This is a genomic window from Mycobacterium sp. ML4, from assembly GCF_054515735.1.
This window is the reverse complement of the sequence record NZ_JBTNSY010000008.1, coordinates 211,957-225,721: the sequence shown is the minus strand read 5'-3', so window position 1 is coordinate 225,721 and position 13,765 is coordinate 211,957. Positions and strand designations below refer to the sequence as shown.

The window sequence follows — 13,765 nt, the reverse complement described above, 5'->3', positions numbered from 1 at the left end:
CGGTTCCTATGGCACATTAGATCACTGGGGAGTCTATCCAAACTGGATCTGTGACTGCAGCAAGAAGAAATGTGAGGGTAAGCCAATGGCGAAAAAAGTGACCGTCACCTTGGTCGATGATTTCGACGGTGCCGGCTCCGCCGACGAAACGGTCGAATTCGGGCTTGACGGGGTGACCTATGAGATCGACCTTTCTAGTAAGAATGCGACGAAACTGCGCAATGACCTGAAGCAGTGGGTGGCCGCCGGTCGTCGCGTGGGCGGGCGCCGCCGTGGGCGTTCCGGTTCCGGCCGCGGCCGTGGTGCCATCGACCGCGAGCAGAGCGCCGCGATCCGGGAATGGGCCCGCCGTAACGGGCACAACGTCTCGACACGTGGCCGCATCCCGGCCGACGTGATCGACGCGTTTCACGCCGCCACGTAACCACACGCCTGACCGGTGCCCGGGCGTGCAGCCTGGGCGCCGGACTTTGTGCTTTTCGCTTGTGGCGAACTGATCGGCGCCCAACAGGAAACGCATTGGGGCTTTTCCTCGTTAAACCGGGTTGAACCAGTCAGTTATGGGCACCGCTGCGCACTGCGAGGTATGAACCCTGCCAGGCCGACCATTACAGTGGACGGCAGGTACGCGGTGTCGGGCCCTGTGTCGACAAAGGGTTGGCAAAGGCCGGCAGACGCATCTCCGAGACGGAGTGCCTAATGGTTAGGGAGAGCAGGTAACCGACGATGTTCGAAAGATTTACCGACCGTGCCCGCAGGGTCGTCGTCTTGGCGCAAGAAGAGGCCCGGATGCTCAACCACAATTACATCGGCACCGAGCACATCCTCCTGGGGCTCATCCACGAAGGCGAGGGCGTCGCAGCCAAGTCGCTGGAGTCGTTGGGAATCTCGCTGGAAGGCGTCCGGAGCCAGGTCGAGGAGATCATCGGCCAGGGTCAGCAGGCGCCGTCCGGGCACATTCCGTTCACACCACGCGCCAAGAAGGTTCTCGAGCTGAGCCTGCGTGAGGCGCTGCAGCTCGGCCACAACTACATCGGCACCGAGCACATCCTGCTGGGCCTCATCCGTGAGGGCGAGGGCGTGGCGGCCCAGGTGCTGGTGAAGCTGGGTGCCGAATTGACCCGGGTGCGTCAGCAGGTGATCCAGCTGTTGAGCGGCTACCAGGGCAAGGAAGCCGCCGAAGCCGGCACCGGTGGGCGGGGAGGAGAGTCCGGCTCACCCTCGACGTCACTGGTCCTCGACCAGTTCGGCCGCAACCTGACCGCCGCCGCCATGGAAGGCAAGCTCGACCCGGTCATCGGCCGCGAGAAGGAAATCGAGCGGGTCATGCAGGTGCTGTCCCGGCGCACCAAGAACAACCCGGTGCTGATCGGTGAGCCCGGCGTCGGCAAGACCGCCGTCGTTGAGGGTCTCGCTCAGGCGATCGTGCACGGCGAGGTTCCCGAGACGCTCAAGGACAAGCAGCTCTACACCCTGGACCTGGGATCGCTGGTCGCGGGCTCGCGCTACCGCGGTGACTTCGAGGAACGCCTGAAGAAGGTGCTCAAGGAAATCAACACCCGCGGCGACATCATCCTGTTCATCGACGAGCTGCACACGCTGGTCGGTGCCGGTGCCGCCGAGGGCGCCATCGACGCTGCCAGCATCCTCAAGCCCAAGCTGGCCCGCGGCGAGCTGCAGACCATCGGCGCCACCACGCTCGACGAGTACCGCAAGTACATCGAGAAGGACGCCGCGCTGGAGCGCCGCTTCCAGCCGGTGCAGGTGGGCGAGCCCACGGTGGCGCACACCATCGAGATCCTCAAGGGTCTGCGTGACCGGTACGAGGCGCACCACCGGGTGTCCATCACTGACGGCGCTCTGGTGGCCGCGGCCACCCTGGCCGATCGCTACATCAACGACCGGTTCCTGCCGGACAAGGCGATCGACCTGATCGACGAGGCCGGCGCCCGGATGCGGATCCGCCGGATGACCGCGCCGCCGGACCTGCGTGAGTTCGACGAGAAGATCGCCGATGCGCGCCGGGAGAAGGAATCGGCGATCGACGCTCAGGACTTCGAGAAGGCCGCCAGCCTGCGGGATCGGGAGAAGCAACTGGTCGCCCAACGAGCCGAGCGGGAAAAGCAGTGGCGCTCAGGCGACATGGACGTGGTTGCCGAGGTGGACGACAACGAGATCGCTGAGGTGCTGGGTAACTGGACCGGCATCCCGGTGTTCAAGCTCACCGAGGCCGAGACCACCCGTCTGCTCCGCATGGAGGATGAGCTGCACAAGCGGATCATCGGCCAGGTCGATGCCGTCAAGGCCGTCTCAAAGGCGATCCGCCGTACCCGTGCCGGGCTGAAGGATCCGAAGCGGCCGTCGGGTTCGTTCATCTTCGCCGGCCCGTCCGGTGTCGGTAAGACCGAGCTGTCCAAGGCACTGGCGAACTTCCTGTTCGGTGACGACGACGCGCTCATCCAGATCGACATGGGCGAGTTCCACGACCGCTTCACCGCGTCGCGGCTGTTCGGTGCCCCTCCGGGCTACGTCGGCTACGAAGAGGGCGGTCAGCTCACCGAGAAGGTGCGGCGCAAGCCGTTCTCGGTGGTCTTGTTCGACGAGATCGAGAAGGCGCACCAAGAGATCTACAACAGCCTGTTGCAGGTTCTCGAGGACGGTCGGCTCACCGACGGTCAGGGTCGCACCGTCGACTTCAAGAACACCGTGCTGATCTTCACGTCCAACCTGGGCACGTCCGACATCTCCAAGCCGGTGGGTCTGGGCTTCACCCAGGGCGGCGGTGCGAACGACTACGAGCGGATGAAGCAGAAGGTCAACGACGAGCTGAAGAAGCACTTCCGCCCGGAGTTCCTGAACCGCATCGACGACATCATCGTCTTCCACCAGTTGACGAAGGACGAGATCATCCAGATGGTCGACCTGATGATCGAGCGCGTCGGCAAGCAGCTCAAGACCAAGGACATGTCGATGGAGCTGACCGACAAGGCGAAGGCACTGCTGGCCAAGCGCGGCTTCGACCCGGTCCTGGGTGCCCGTCCGTTGCGGCGCACCATCCAGCGGGAGATCGAGGACCAGCTGTCGGAGAAGATCCTTTTCGAGGAGGTCGGTCCGGGACAGGTCGTCACCGTGGACGTCGAAAACTGGGACGGCGAGAGCGGCGGCGAGGACGCGGTGTTCACCTTCACCGGAACGCGCAAGCCGCCGGCCGAGCCGGATCTGGCCAAGGCGGGCGCGGGCGGGCCGGGCACGTCCGGATAACACAGCGAGTTCGCGCGTCGCGCCCGGTCGCCTTTCTTGGTGATCGGGCGCGGCTTACACTGGCCGATGTTGACGGTTCTGAGAATCTGGTGCAAATCCAGAACGGTCGCGCCACTGTCCACAGTCAGACCCGGCGCCCGACGTCGGCAACTATGAAGCATCCAAGCGGGACGCGTCCCAGAAGGAGTTGATCGTGACGAGTTCTCAGGCCACGCACGCCGGGGCGGTTGATCTCTCGGCAGCCAATGCGGCGCTGTGGCTGGCGGCGACTGCCGTCCTGTCGCTGCTGGCGATCTACTTTGTCGGCATCGACCAGGGTGCCGTATCGCTGTTCGGCAACGACACTCACGTGCACGAATTCTTCCACGACGCAAGGCATCTGCTCGGTTTCCCCTGCCACTGACCGACGGCCGTGGAAAAGCGTCTCATCGCACGTGGCCTGCTGGCGGGTGTGGTCGGGTCCGTGGTGGCGTTTGTCTTCGGCAGGTTGTTCGCCGAACCAGTCATCGGCCGTGCCGTTGAGTTCGAGGGAGCACGCGAGCACGGCACCGAGCTGTTCTCCCGAGGTGTACAAGGCAACGCCGGATTAGGTTTCGGCGTATTGATTTTCGGCATCGCGATGGGCGCGCTGTTCGCGGTCTTGTTCTGCGTCTACTACCCGCGATCGGGACATGTTGCACCGCAATCTCTTTCGATTCGCCTCGCTGTCTTGGCGTTCGTCGCGGTGTATCTGGTGCCGTTCCTGAAGTACCCGCCCAATCCGCCGTCGGTGGGCCGATCGGACACGATCGGGTCGCGCACCCTGTGGTATCTCGTGATGGTGCTGGCATCGCTGGTGCTGGCTGCTGCCGCGTTCTGGCTGAGCGAGCGCCTCTCGGCCCGCTTCGGCGCATTTAACGCCAGGCTGCTCGCGACCGCGGGTTACGCCCTGGCGGTGGTGGTCGTCATGCGGTTGTTGCCGAGTGTGGCGGAAGTACCACCTGGCTTCCCCGCCGACGATCTGTACGAATTCAGGCTGGTGTCGCTGGGCACGCAACTGGTGCTGTGGACCGGCATCGGGCTGGTTTTCGGGGTGCTGGCCGGACGGCTACTGGGTGAGGGCGCAGAGGCGCCCAGCGGAGGAGTGTGACCCGTCCCGCGACCCGCCTCACGTTGATCGCGCACGCGATGACGGACGCGATGGCAGCCGGGCGTTTCCCTGCCGACGAATCGCTCAGCGACGTGGGCCGTCGTCAGGTCGCTCGGATGAGCCACGACCCGCGGGCAGTTGCCGGCCCCGAACGCCGGACCCGACAGACCGCGGAACTGCTGGGTCTGCGGGCCTGTGCTGAGCCGCAGCTGGCGGACCTGGACTGTGGATCGTGGCGCGGGCAAGAGCTGGAGAACATCGCGCCCGGCGACCTGCGGGCTTGGCTGACCGAGCCGGCGTCAGCACCCCACGGCGGCGAGTCCCTGATGAACCTGGTCGACCGGGTGACCGGGTGGCTGGATTCGCTGAGTAGCCAGGCCGGGAACACGCGTACGGTAGCCGTCACCCACCCGGCCGTCATCAGAGCCGCGATCCTGGTAGCTCTGGGTGCTCCACCGCAATCGTTCTGGCGCATCGATGTGGCCCCGGTGAGCCGCACCGTCCTGCACCGCCGCGACGGGGCTTGGACGCTGCGGCTCTGATCAGCGGGGCGCCACCAGCGCGAAAACCTGCTGTGCGACTTTCAGCATCCAGCTGGTCACCGTCGGCCCGTGATCGCGTGGCCAGTTCAGCTGGAAACTCACCACCCAAGCCTGTCCCGTCCTGTCCACGGCGTACCAGCTGAACGTCAGGTCTCCGGGCAGGCCACCGGCTTTCGCGCCGATATACGGCCACACGTTGCTGTCCAACCGGATACCGGCGACCGCTGACAGGATCTGGCGCACGGGTGCGGCCGCGCCGACGGCGTCGGCCTGCAATGCCACATGCACGCGGCAGATGTCCTCGGCGTTGCCGTACCACTCGGCTCCATAAGCTGAGGCCGGCGTGTGCGCACGGAGTGGATCAGGCTGGTACTCAGTGGAATTCGCCTGCGCCAGCAACGCGGCCCGCTCCTGCTGTGAGGCGTGCTGCCACTGCGCGCGAACGTCGGGCCTGCCCCAGCCGATGGAGAACAACTCGTACATGGTGGGGAAGGGCGTCATGCTGGCCGGGTCATGGTGCCCGGCGGTAACCAGTGCCTGTTCGATGGCGGGCGTGCCCAACCGCTCGATCAGCATGTCGGTCGCCATGTTGTCGCTGGTGGCGATCATTTTGTCTGCTGCCTTGCGAACCGAGACGTGATCGCCGGGAGCCAGTTCCAAACCTGATGATCCGACGGCCTTGCCCTTGGGGGTCACCGTCAATTGGTCATCCCAGGACACCGTCCCGTTCTTCACCGCGGTGGCCACGGCATGCAGCACATACAACTTGAAGATCGACGCCAGTGGCAGGGGTTGGGTGGTGTTCGTTCCTGCCACCCGGTCGCATTGACCATTGTCGACCTTGGCTACCTGGTAGGAGTAGCGAGCGCCGGTCTTGGCCAGCACGGCATCCACGTCCGACCAGGTGTTGATCGGCGGCGGCGGTTCAGTGTCGAGGTCGAACCGGTCGACCTCGCCCATGTCGTTGGTATGGATCCGGATGTCCTGACGCGCCCCGTAAGAGGAGAGGAGCTGCAACGTCGCGACGTTGGCCCCGATGAACACGGAGTCCAGGGTGAACGGCCGGTCCCACCACAGACTCTCCATCGCGGCTTCGACCGATTCGACCTTGTCGGCGGCGGCCAGCGTGCGCACTCCGACCGCGCCGATCGGCCAGTCGGAGTTGAGCATGTCCACGGCCTGCTGAGCCCGCAGACCCGGCGGAGTGGTGGTGTCGATCCGGTGTCCGGCGTTGGCGGCATTCGCCGACGGCGTCGGAGATGAAGAGCAGCCGGGTGTCAACGTCACCGCGAGCGCGGCAGCCGCGCTGAGCGCCAGTGCGTGGCGCGATACCGCGCGCCCCCTAATCGGCCTTGGTGTTCCCGGCAACGTCGAGCACGACCTCAAATTCCAGGAGCGATGCACCGCTGGCGACGGGGTTGGCGCGCTCACCGGCGTGGGCTTCTTTCGCGGGCCCGTTCGCCCAGGCCTGGAACGCTTCATCAGACTCCCACTGTGTCACCACGAAGTAGCGGTCTTCACCCTTGACCGGACGTAGCAGCTGAAAGCCGAGAAAACCGGGAGAGTTGTCCACCGCGTGCGCGCGATGCGCGAACCGCCTTTCCAGTTCGGGGCCAGCGCCGGCGGGCACCGAGATTGCGTTGATTTTCACCACTGGCATGTGGCTAGGCTACCGTGCCGGACATGGGCACCGACCTGTTGACCCATCGCGGCGGGGCGGGTAGGCCGATGGTCTTGGTGCACGGACTGATGGGCCGTGGCAGCACCTGGTCGCGACAGCTACCGTGGCTGACCCGGCTGGGCGCCGTTTACACCTACGACGCGCCCTGGCATCGCGGCCGCGACGTCGAGGATCCCTACCCGATCAGCACCGAACGCTTTGTCGCCGACCTGGGTGACGCTGTCGGCTCCCTCGGTGCGCCGGTCATTCTCCTTGGACATTCCATGGGAAGCCTGCATTCATGGTGCCTGGCCGCAGAGCGACCGGACCTGGTCACCGCACTGGTGGTCGAGGACATGGCCCCGGATTTCGTCGGGCGTACCACTGGGCCGTGGGAGCCCTGGCTGCACGCGCTGCCACTCGAATTCCGCTCTGCCGAACAGGTTTTCGCTGAGTTCGGTCCGGTTGCCGGGCAGTACTTCCTCGAAGCGTTCGACCGGACCGACACTGGCTGGCGGTTGCACGGCCAGCCCGCTCGCTGGATAGAGATCGCAGCGGAATGGGGCACCCGCGACTATTGGGCGCAGTGGCGCGCCGTTCATTCGCCGGCGTTGCTGATCGAAGCCGGCAACACCGTCACGCCCGCCGGCCAGATGCGGCAGATGGCCGACAGGGACGGTCCGACTACCTATTTAGCCGTTTCGGAAGCCGGCCATCTGGTGCACGACGAAGCACCGCGGGTCTATCGGCGGGCAGTCGAGTCTTTCCTGGCTGCAGTGGACGGCGCGCAGGTGAATTGATGAACCGGTTTACGCGAATCCGGCCTGGGTATCATCATGCAGTGGCAGGTGCCGTAAAGCGAAGGGGCGGAGCAGCCCCGCCAGTGGCGGAAACGCCCGACCGTAGTTGGACGTTTCTGACCAACCACGCACATGTGTTGTTGTGCATCTCGGCCGGTGAACCCTTGACCGCGCGCGAGCTGGCGCTGCGAGTCGGTATCACCGAGCGTTCGGTGCAGGCGATAGTGACCGACTTGACCGCCGAAGGTTACCTGGTCAAGTCCAAGGTCGGTCGGCGAAATGTTTACGAAGTCAATCCGGACGGCAAGCTGCGGCACCCGCTCGAAGCCAGCCACACCGTGGGCGAGCTGGTCGCGGCGTTAACCTGACGGGCGCTACGGATTGCACTGCGGACAGAATCGCGGGTCAGCGCTGCCCGTGCGGGCATCCTCGGTCCGGAAGTCGCACGCCGCGCAGCCGTAGATGTCGGCCGCGATGAGTGTGCTGGCCCAGCCACATGCTCGGCACGGTAACCCTTCGCGAACTGCGACCCTGCCATATCCGGGCGAGCAGCAGCCTGGGCACGGTGTGGCGAGTCGGCCGGCGAGTCGATTCGCCAGGGCTGTCAGAACTTCCCGGCGGCCCGGGTTGTGGTGCGCCCGAAGGTCGGGTTCCAGCACGGCGCGCCGGTCATCGGCGGCGGCAATCGCGTTCTCGACGACCTCGACGAGAGCGAACGGATCCGTGAGTCCCTTGCCGAAAACGCACGTATTCCCCTCGACGGTGGCTTTGACAATGGCACCTTGCTCCGGGAATCCGAACATACGCGAGGCGTCGACGGCTTGCTGGCCGCTTTCGACCAGTTTCGGTGGGCCGGGAGCACGGGGGACGTTGACACCTTCCACTACCTGGATGCCGCGGGTGTCGTCGACGAACACCAGGATCTCCTGGTGCATGGCCAGCATGCCGCACCACGAGTCGTAGCTGGCTTCACTCGCCAGGCCGTACGGCACGTCGGCAGCCTCCATCGCCAGCCGGGCTTTGGCGGTGGCCGCCGCCAGCGGTGTCAGCGTCCGGGTGATCTCACCGGCGAAGGTGCCGAACTGGTCGGTGTCGATTCCGGGCGGGGCGAACACTCGTGCCCCCAGCTCAGCGGCGAAGACCGGCGCCACCTGTCGCTCTTTGCCGTGGATGGTGCCCATCGCGATCGTCGTTCCGGCGTAGCCGTCCCAATGCGGGTTCATGCCAGCTGTCACCACAGGCTGTCGGCCCGGACGGTCTCCCTCCCGGGCCGACAACCTGTGTTCCTCAGACGACCTCCAGCAACGGCGTCTGGTTGTCGGCGATGTTGCCGATGGTTCCGCACACCTGAAGCCGGCCATTCTCGCGATCGATCACCGCGCAGACGATCCCGCACTGTCCGCTGTCGACGGCCTTGGCGACCACCGGTGACTTGTGCAGCAGCGACACGCCGATGTGCGCCACATGAGCGGCCGACAGATCGTCGGCGCTGTTGATGCCGGCGTCTTTGCGGGCGAGTGAGGAGATCGCCTGCTCCACGACGGCGCGTGAGGCTCCTTCGGGGAACTTGGCAGTATTCCACGCGTCCAGGGCGGTGTTCATCGCCGCGCTATCCGAATGCCCGAGGACGACGATCAGCGGCGTCTTGAGCGTGCCTACCGCGTATTCCAGAGTGGCCAACACTCCGTCGTCGATGACGTGGCCCCAGTTGCTGATGTCGATGAGCGAGCCCCAGCTCTGGCCGAATACCACCTCGCTGGCCACGTCAGAATCCGCGGAACGGAACACCACCGCCAAGGGCGGGCGACCGCTGGCCGCGTTGTTCTGCTTCGCGCGCACCGCGGCGTAGAAGTGCTGGTTGCCTGCTTGCAGGCGCTGCCACGCGGATGAGGGGTTGGACATGATGTTTCCTTTCTGTAATTTTCAGCTGAAGTACTCGGGACGGCTGACGTAGGTGTCGGTGACGAACATGACCCCGGGTGAGCCCTCGAGCAGACGGCGCAGTCCGGCGATCAGCGACTCGGATTTGTGATCCGGGACGACGGTGATGAGCAGCTCCAACGCCGCTTGCTGGTTGAAAAGCAGCCGACCCTGGTGGTATCCGTGGTGGCCGAGCCCCGAGACGCCGGAGACGCTGGTGAAACCGGTAGCGCCGGCGCTGTGGAACTGTTCGCGCACCGCTGGTGCGTGTTCGCCGGCTACGACCACCTCGATCTTCGTCATCTTGGTTAGCCCGTTCAGGGGCATGGGATTACCTCCTCAGATGCGCGGCAGATGTCGACTTCGGTTTCCCAGCGTCGCCAGCCGCCGCGGGTCCAGCGCTGCCAGTCGTGGTCGGGGCATTCCCGAGCCGCAAGAGCGACCCAGTCGTTGCCGAACAGATGCGCCAGCACGGGATTGCGATCGATGATCATGTCGATGCGCTCCAGCGGGGCCTCGACGATGGTCAGCAGACGCAACGGCTCGTGCCCGAAGGACTGCCCGTCGGTAAGTGACTGCCGAGGCAGCCCCAGCTGCAGGTCGCCGCCGTGTCCAGCGAGCACGCCGACGCCGGCGACGACGTTGTGGATCGTCTTGGTGCCTGCTCCGAAGAGCTCCGGCGCCACGGTAGAGAAGTAGTACTGGCAATTGATCCACTGGGCGACCACCATCGGCGCGGTCAGAATGGTCTCCAGTGCGCTGCCGTCCGGGTCGACGTCCGCCTCATAGGAGTGCAGAAACACTCGGCGATTCAGGTCGATTCCGCGGGTCCTGGCACGGGGCGCGACGACGAAGGCGGCGTTGCCGGCCAATCCCCACTCCGGAAAGACCTGCGCCCAGTCGGTCGACCTGCTGGCGACGTGGCGCGCTGCCCGCCCCCCGTCCGTGCGGGCAGGCCCACCGGGCAGCACCTGGCAGCGCTCGGCGGCCAGCTCCGCGCCCGCTACGCGCAGATCGGTGATCAGTCGCTGCAGGTCGGGGTCATGGCTGGGCGGGACGAGATGCTCGTCCAGGATGGCGACCCGGTCGGTCGCGGTGTCGTGCAGGGCAGCCACGAACCAGGTGTCGTCCGGGATCATGATCCCGCGTTCGCTCAACTCGGCGCGGACATCGGCGTTGTTGAGGATCGCCGCAGCGGTCCGGGCATTGGGGCCGCCAGGCTGCCCACCACACGCACCGCAGTCCAGCGCCGCCTGGTACGGATTGTTCTCGGTGGTGCTGCCGTGTCCACACATCACCACCAGGCGGCCGAATCCGTTGGTGAGTCCCATGGTGGTGAGTGCCACCTGCGCGTAGAGAGCCCGGTGGGCCAGGTCGACGCTGTCGTTGACCGAGAGCACCGTCGGGGCCGGCGGGGCGAGCCGGTCGCGCAGGCGCCGGCGGATGGTGCCGGTCGCTGCGGGGCTGAACGTCTTGGCCGCGGCCCAGGGGCCGGCGGCCCAGCCGGAGGCTTCAGCCAAGGTAAACGGAGCCAGCAGCGCCTGCTTGGCTGTCTGGAAGGCTGCATCGGCGCCGGCCAATAGGGCGCTGCCGTCCCGCAGCCGCCGGGCCGCGCGGGCGCCAGCGGGTGTCGCGTTCTCGTGGACTTCATGCTCGGGGCGTATCAGTACCGGGCACAGGTCGTCGGGCATTCCGCCGACCAGCCCGGTGAACCGGATGGCGACAGCGAAGAACCCTGCGAAGCCCAGTGTTTCGTACCCGCCCCGGCTTTCGATGTGTCGCCGCAGACCTTCTGAACGAGTGTCGATACAGCACACCACCTGAGCGTGTGGCCGCTCGTTCGGCCGCTGGGACGTGTTGCGCGCCAAGGATTGCAGCAGCGAGTTGCGGTAATGTCCTTCGTACGCCTGCTGCCACACCGCCGTCCGCGCGGTGACCGGCAAAGCGGCCAGAACCTTTGCCGCAGAGTTCAAATCGCTGTCGCTCAGCCGTTCCAGTCCCCAGTGTGCAGCCAGCACGGCGGCCCGTTCCCGCACCGAGGGAATCGGCGGCCTGCTCAGCGTACGCGGCTCAGACGGGGACTGGTCAGCGTTGTGCGGCAGCAACGCCGCTTCATACGCCAGGCGCATCGCCAGGTAGTCGAGCAGATCCGCGCCGACGGAGCGCTCGGCGTACCACCGGACGTGAGCTGCCCAGCCCGGAAGCCGCGTCAGATGAGCCTGCAGGTAAGTGATCCGTTCGTCGTCGCTGACTCCCAACTGGCGCAGGGCCTGCAGCGCAGCGTCGTCAGGCCGATCGGGCAACTTGCGGAGCGCGGCGCGTGCGTTACGGCCCAATTTCTGGTCGCCGGGCGCCAGTGCACGCCAGGCGTGGAACAATCCCCGATCACGTTCAGGCATCGGCCAGCCCGCTGCGGGTGAGCCGAAGAAGGCCGCACACCACTTCGCGCATTGGGCGTCGACCTGCTCGGCGACCTTCGGCGCCGTCAGCTCGCTGCGGGTCCTGTTGCGCCGCGTCGGTTTTTCTGCGACTCGGCCGTACAGCAGGTCGCTGAGCAGCAGTTCGGCGGGCGTCACCATCCGGGTCCCGAGGCGGACATCTTCCCCGTCCAGCAAGGTGGGGTAGCGCAATCGCAGTGCCGACTCGAGGTCGGCGTCGGTGATCCGTCCCCGTTGATACAGGTCGCGGTAGGCGGTTTCGTCCAACAGCCCCGAGAGGCCGTAGAGGTCGCCGGCGCGGAGCACCGCCTGCTCGAAGGGCATCGTTTCAAGTCCGGCCAGCGGGTTGACCGCGATGAAGGTCTCGAGCGGGTAGTGCGTAGGGATCACCCGCGCAGCAAGGTTCACTTCACTGCGCAGCTGCGCACGCAGCGTATCTGTCGAGACGTGCTCGGCCACCAGGGTCATCGGGACGCTCCTGTCAGTTGTGGAGTCAGACGGATAACTGAAACATCGCCAGCCACAAGGGCTTTGGTGTAGATGAAGTTCTGGACGCGGCCGCCCCGACCATTGCCGGTAGCCTGACGCAGCAGGGCCAGTGCGCCGAGCGTGATGGCCAGCAGGGCTACGCCGAGCGATGAGGTGGACGGCACGGCGACCGGTGGTAGTGACGGAGCCAGGAATCCGGTCACCGCGGCGACCAGGGCCAGGTACCCGGTGGCTGCACCGAGTAGCGCCACCCCTGCGGCGACGACGGACCGGCCATCGGGGCTTCGTCCCAGCCAGCCCAGCAGCGCCGCCGCGGCCGTGGCCCATGCGAACACCAGCAACGCTCGTGCGGAGCCGTGCTCGGCGGAATGCAACGGCACCACGGTGCTGGCCGCGTACAGAGCGGCGGCAGGTAGCAGCAATGCGGCGAGCTGCACCGCTGCCCGTCGGCCAGGGCTCAGCGCCGGCGCAGGCGGTCGCGCGGCCTTTTGGCGACGCTTGGCGATCGCCGAACCCGACGATAGGAACAAGGTGGCCTTGTAGAGACCGTGGCCGAACAGGTGGAAAATCGCCGCTGCCGAAAGGCCCAGGCCGCATGTCACGACCATGAAACCCATCTGGGCCATCGTCGAATATGCCAGCGACCCCTTGATGTCGGACTTGGTGAGCATGACTACCGCCCCGTAGACGGTGCTGACCAGGCCGGCGGTGAACGCGATACCCATCGCCACGGGTGATCCGCTGACTATCGGGCTCAGTCGGACGATCAGCACACCGCCGGCGTTGACGACGCCCGCGTGTAACAGCGCCGATACCGGGGTCGGTGCGGCGAGGGTGGCCGGCAACCAGCGGTGGAACGGAAACTGCGCTGACCGGGACAGAGCGGCCACGACGATCAGGACCGCGACCACCAGCGTTGCCGGGCGCCCGATCGAGTCGACGTCCAAGGTCGACAAACTCCGGTTGCCTTGCAGCAGCGTGATCAACCCGACCGCCGACCACAGGGCAAGGTCGCCGATCACGAAGGCGGTGACCGTGCGGCGCACGCCGTCGCGCGCGGCTGGCAGTTCCCAGTAAGTCGCCAGCAGCAGGCAGAGGGCGGCTCCGGCCACGGTCCAGCAGAAGGCCAGACCGACGAGGGTTCCAGCGGTCATCAGGCCTGCCGAGGCCGAGGTGAGCAGGCCGGTCGCGGCGGTGAACCAGCCCGAGCGCCTGTCACAGGCGAGGTAGCGAAGGGCGAAAAGCTGGACGACTGTGCTCACCCCGTAAACCAGCACCAGCAGCAGAGCGCTGAGCCGGTCGGCTCCCACTTCGGCGATCAGTGCGCCTTGGCTGGTCTGCAGGCTGGCGCGGATAGGCCCGTGCAGCAACACGTCGAGAGTCGTCGCACAGGCGGCTGCGAAGCCCGCGCCGGCGACCGCGACGCCCACTCGGCCGACCCGCCGAGGGTGTCGGGAGCCGGCCAACAGAGCGACCAGCGAGGCGAGCAGGGGCGCGGACAAGGCGGCGACGAGAACGGCGCTCAC

14 protein-coding genes are annotated in these 13,765 nt (G+C 66.3%); 7 read left to right on the top strand and 7 right to left on the bottom strand.

Annotation, left to right across the window (positions count from 1 at the left end):
• Nucleotides 1-85 precede the first annotated feature (85 nt).
• From lsr2 to ACX9NE_RS11545, 5 genes are all read left to right on the top strand, one after another.
• Nucleotides 86-424: a histone-like nucleoid-structuring protein Lsr2 gene (gene lsr2 / locus ACX9NE_RS11565; protein ID WP_055577626.1), complete on the top strand. Its 339-nt coding sequence runs from the start codon at nt 86-88 to the stop codon at nt 422-424.
• A gap of 302 nt (nt 425-726) precedes the next feature.
• Nucleotides 727-3,261, top strand: a complete 2,535-nt coding sequence (gene clpC1 / locus ACX9NE_RS11560; protein ID WP_459361663.1) for an ATP-dependent protease ATP-binding subunit ClpC — start codon at nt 727-729, stop codon at nt 3,259-3,261.
• A 193-nt stretch (nt 3,262-3,454) separates the two neighbouring features.
• On the top strand, nt 3,455-3,664 hold the full coding sequence (locus ACX9NE_RS11555; RefSeq protein WP_459361664.1) for a CbtB domain-containing protein: 210 nt from the start codon (nt 3,455-3,457) through the stop codon (nt 3,662-3,664).
• A gap of 9 nt (nt 3,665-3,673) precedes the next feature.
• Nucleotides 3,674-4,390, top strand: a complete 717-nt coding sequence (locus ACX9NE_RS11550; protein WP_459361665.1) for a CbtA family protein — start codon at nt 3,674-3,676, stop codon at nt 4,388-4,390.
• Nucleotides 4,387-4,932 carry a histidine phosphatase family protein gene (locus ACX9NE_RS11545; protein ID WP_459361666.1) on the top strand — a complete coding sequence of 182 codons (546 nt, stop codon included), beginning with the start codon at nt 4,387-4,389 and terminating at the stop codon, nt 4,930-4,932. Before ACX9NE_RS11550 ends, ACX9NE_RS11545 begins: the two co-directional genes overlap by 4 nt.
• On the opposite strand, the gene ACX9NE_RS11540 is transcribed toward ACX9NE_RS11545, so the two are convergent.
• Complete coding sequence (locus tag ACX9NE_RS11540; protein ID WP_459361887.1) at nt 4,933-6,279, bottom strand: serine hydrolase; 1,347 nt, start codon at nt 6,277-6,279, stop codon at nt 4,933-4,935. It abuts the gene before it with no gap.
• On the bottom strand, nt 6,275-6,592 hold the full coding sequence (mhuD, locus tag ACX9NE_RS11535) for a mycobilin-forming heme oxygenase MhuD (RefSeq protein WP_459361667.1): 318 nt from the start codon (nt 6,590-6,592) through the stop codon (nt 6,275-6,277). The genes ACX9NE_RS11540 and mhuD overlap by 5 nt, the downstream gene beginning before the upstream one ends.
• Nucleotides 6,593-6,615: 23 nt before the next feature.
• On the opposite strand from mhuD, the gene ACX9NE_RS11530 reads away from it, so the two are divergent.
• Both ACX9NE_RS11530 and ACX9NE_RS11525 read left to right on the top strand, forming a co-directional pair.
• On the top strand, nt 6,616-7,392 hold the full coding sequence (locus tag ACX9NE_RS11530) for an alpha/beta fold hydrolase (protein WP_459361668.1): 777 nt from the start codon (nt 6,616-6,618) through the stop codon (nt 7,390-7,392).
• Entirely contained in the window at nt 7,392-7,760 is a 369-nt protein-coding gene (locus ACX9NE_RS11525; protein ID WP_459361669.1) for a helix-turn-helix transcriptional regulator, read from the top strand. The genes ACX9NE_RS11530 and ACX9NE_RS11525 overlap by 1 nt, the downstream gene beginning before the upstream one ends.
• A 6-nt stretch (nt 7,761-7,766) precedes the next feature.
• Here ACX9NE_RS11525 and ACX9NE_RS11520 read toward each other — a convergent pair whose 3' ends face one another.
• From ACX9NE_RS11520 to ACX9NE_RS11500, 5 genes are all read right to left on the bottom strand, one after another.
• The gene (locus ACX9NE_RS11520) at nt 7,767-8,615 is read right to left on the bottom strand and encodes a DUF6671 family protein (protein ID WP_459361670.1); all 849 of its coding nucleotides are present in this window, start codon (nt 8,613-8,615) and stop codon (nt 7,767-7,769) included.
• 64 nt (nt 8,616-8,679) lie between these two features.
• On the bottom strand, nt 8,680-9,294 hold the full coding sequence (locus ACX9NE_RS11515; RefSeq protein WP_459361671.1) for a carbonic anhydrase: 615 nt from the start codon (nt 9,292-9,294) through the stop codon (nt 8,680-8,682).
• Between the two features lie 21 nt (nt 9,295-9,315).
• The gene (locus tag ACX9NE_RS11510; RefSeq protein WP_459361672.1) at nt 9,316-9,639 is read right to left on the bottom strand and encodes a P-II family nitrogen regulator; all 324 of its coding nucleotides are present in this window, start codon (nt 9,637-9,639) and stop codon (nt 9,316-9,318) included.
• On the bottom strand, nt 9,630-12,218 hold the full coding sequence (locus tag ACX9NE_RS11505; RefSeq protein WP_459361673.1) for a DUF2309 domain-containing protein: 2,589 nt from the start codon (nt 12,216-12,218) through the stop codon (nt 9,630-9,632). Before ACX9NE_RS11505 ends, ACX9NE_RS11510 begins: the two co-directional genes overlap by 10 nt.
• Entirely contained in the window at nt 12,215-13,765 is a 1,551-nt protein-coding gene (locus ACX9NE_RS11500) for a proton-conducting transporter transmembrane domain-containing protein (RefSeq protein WP_459361674.1), read from the bottom strand. Before ACX9NE_RS11500 ends, ACX9NE_RS11505 begins: the two co-directional genes overlap by 4 nt.

What these genes read in the sequence shown, in the direction of transcription:
- ACX9NE_RS11530 (WP_459361668.1), top strand. Translation starts at nt 6,616, where the DNA reads ATGGGCACCGACCTGTTGACCCATCGCGGCGGGGCGGGTAGGCCGATG.
- lsr2 (WP_055577626.1), top strand. Translation starts at nt 86, where the DNA reads ATGGCGAAAAAAGTGACCGTCACCTTGGTCGATGATTTCGACGGTGCC.
- ACX9NE_RS11515 (WP_459361671.1), bottom strand. Translation starts at nt 9,294, where the DNA reads ATGTCCAACCCCTCATCCGCGTGGCAGCGCCTGCAAGCAGGCAACCAG.
- ACX9NE_RS11505 (WP_459361673.1), bottom strand. Translation starts at nt 12,218, where the DNA reads ATGACCCTGGTGGCCGAGCACGTCTCGACAGATACGCTGCGTGCGCAG.
- mhuD (WP_459361667.1), bottom strand. Translation starts at nt 6,592, where the DNA reads ATGCCAGTGGTGAAAATCAACGCAATCTCGGTGCCCGCCGGCGCTGGC.
- clpC1 (WP_459361663.1), top strand. Translation starts at nt 727, where the DNA reads ATGTTCGAAAGATTTACCGACCGTGCCCGCAGGGTCGTCGTCTTGGCG.
- ACX9NE_RS11520 (WP_459361670.1), bottom strand. Translation starts at nt 8,615, where the DNA reads ATGAACCCGCATTGGGACGGCTACGCCGGAACGACGATCGCGATGGGC.
- ACX9NE_RS11525 (WP_459361669.1), top strand. Translation starts at nt 7,392, where the DNA reads ATGAACCGGTTTACGCGAATCCGGCCTGGGTATCATCATGCAGTGGCA.
- ACX9NE_RS11510 (WP_459361672.1), bottom strand. Translation starts at nt 9,639, where the DNA reads ATGCCCCTGAACGGGCTAACCAAGATGACGAAGATCGAGGTGGTCGTA.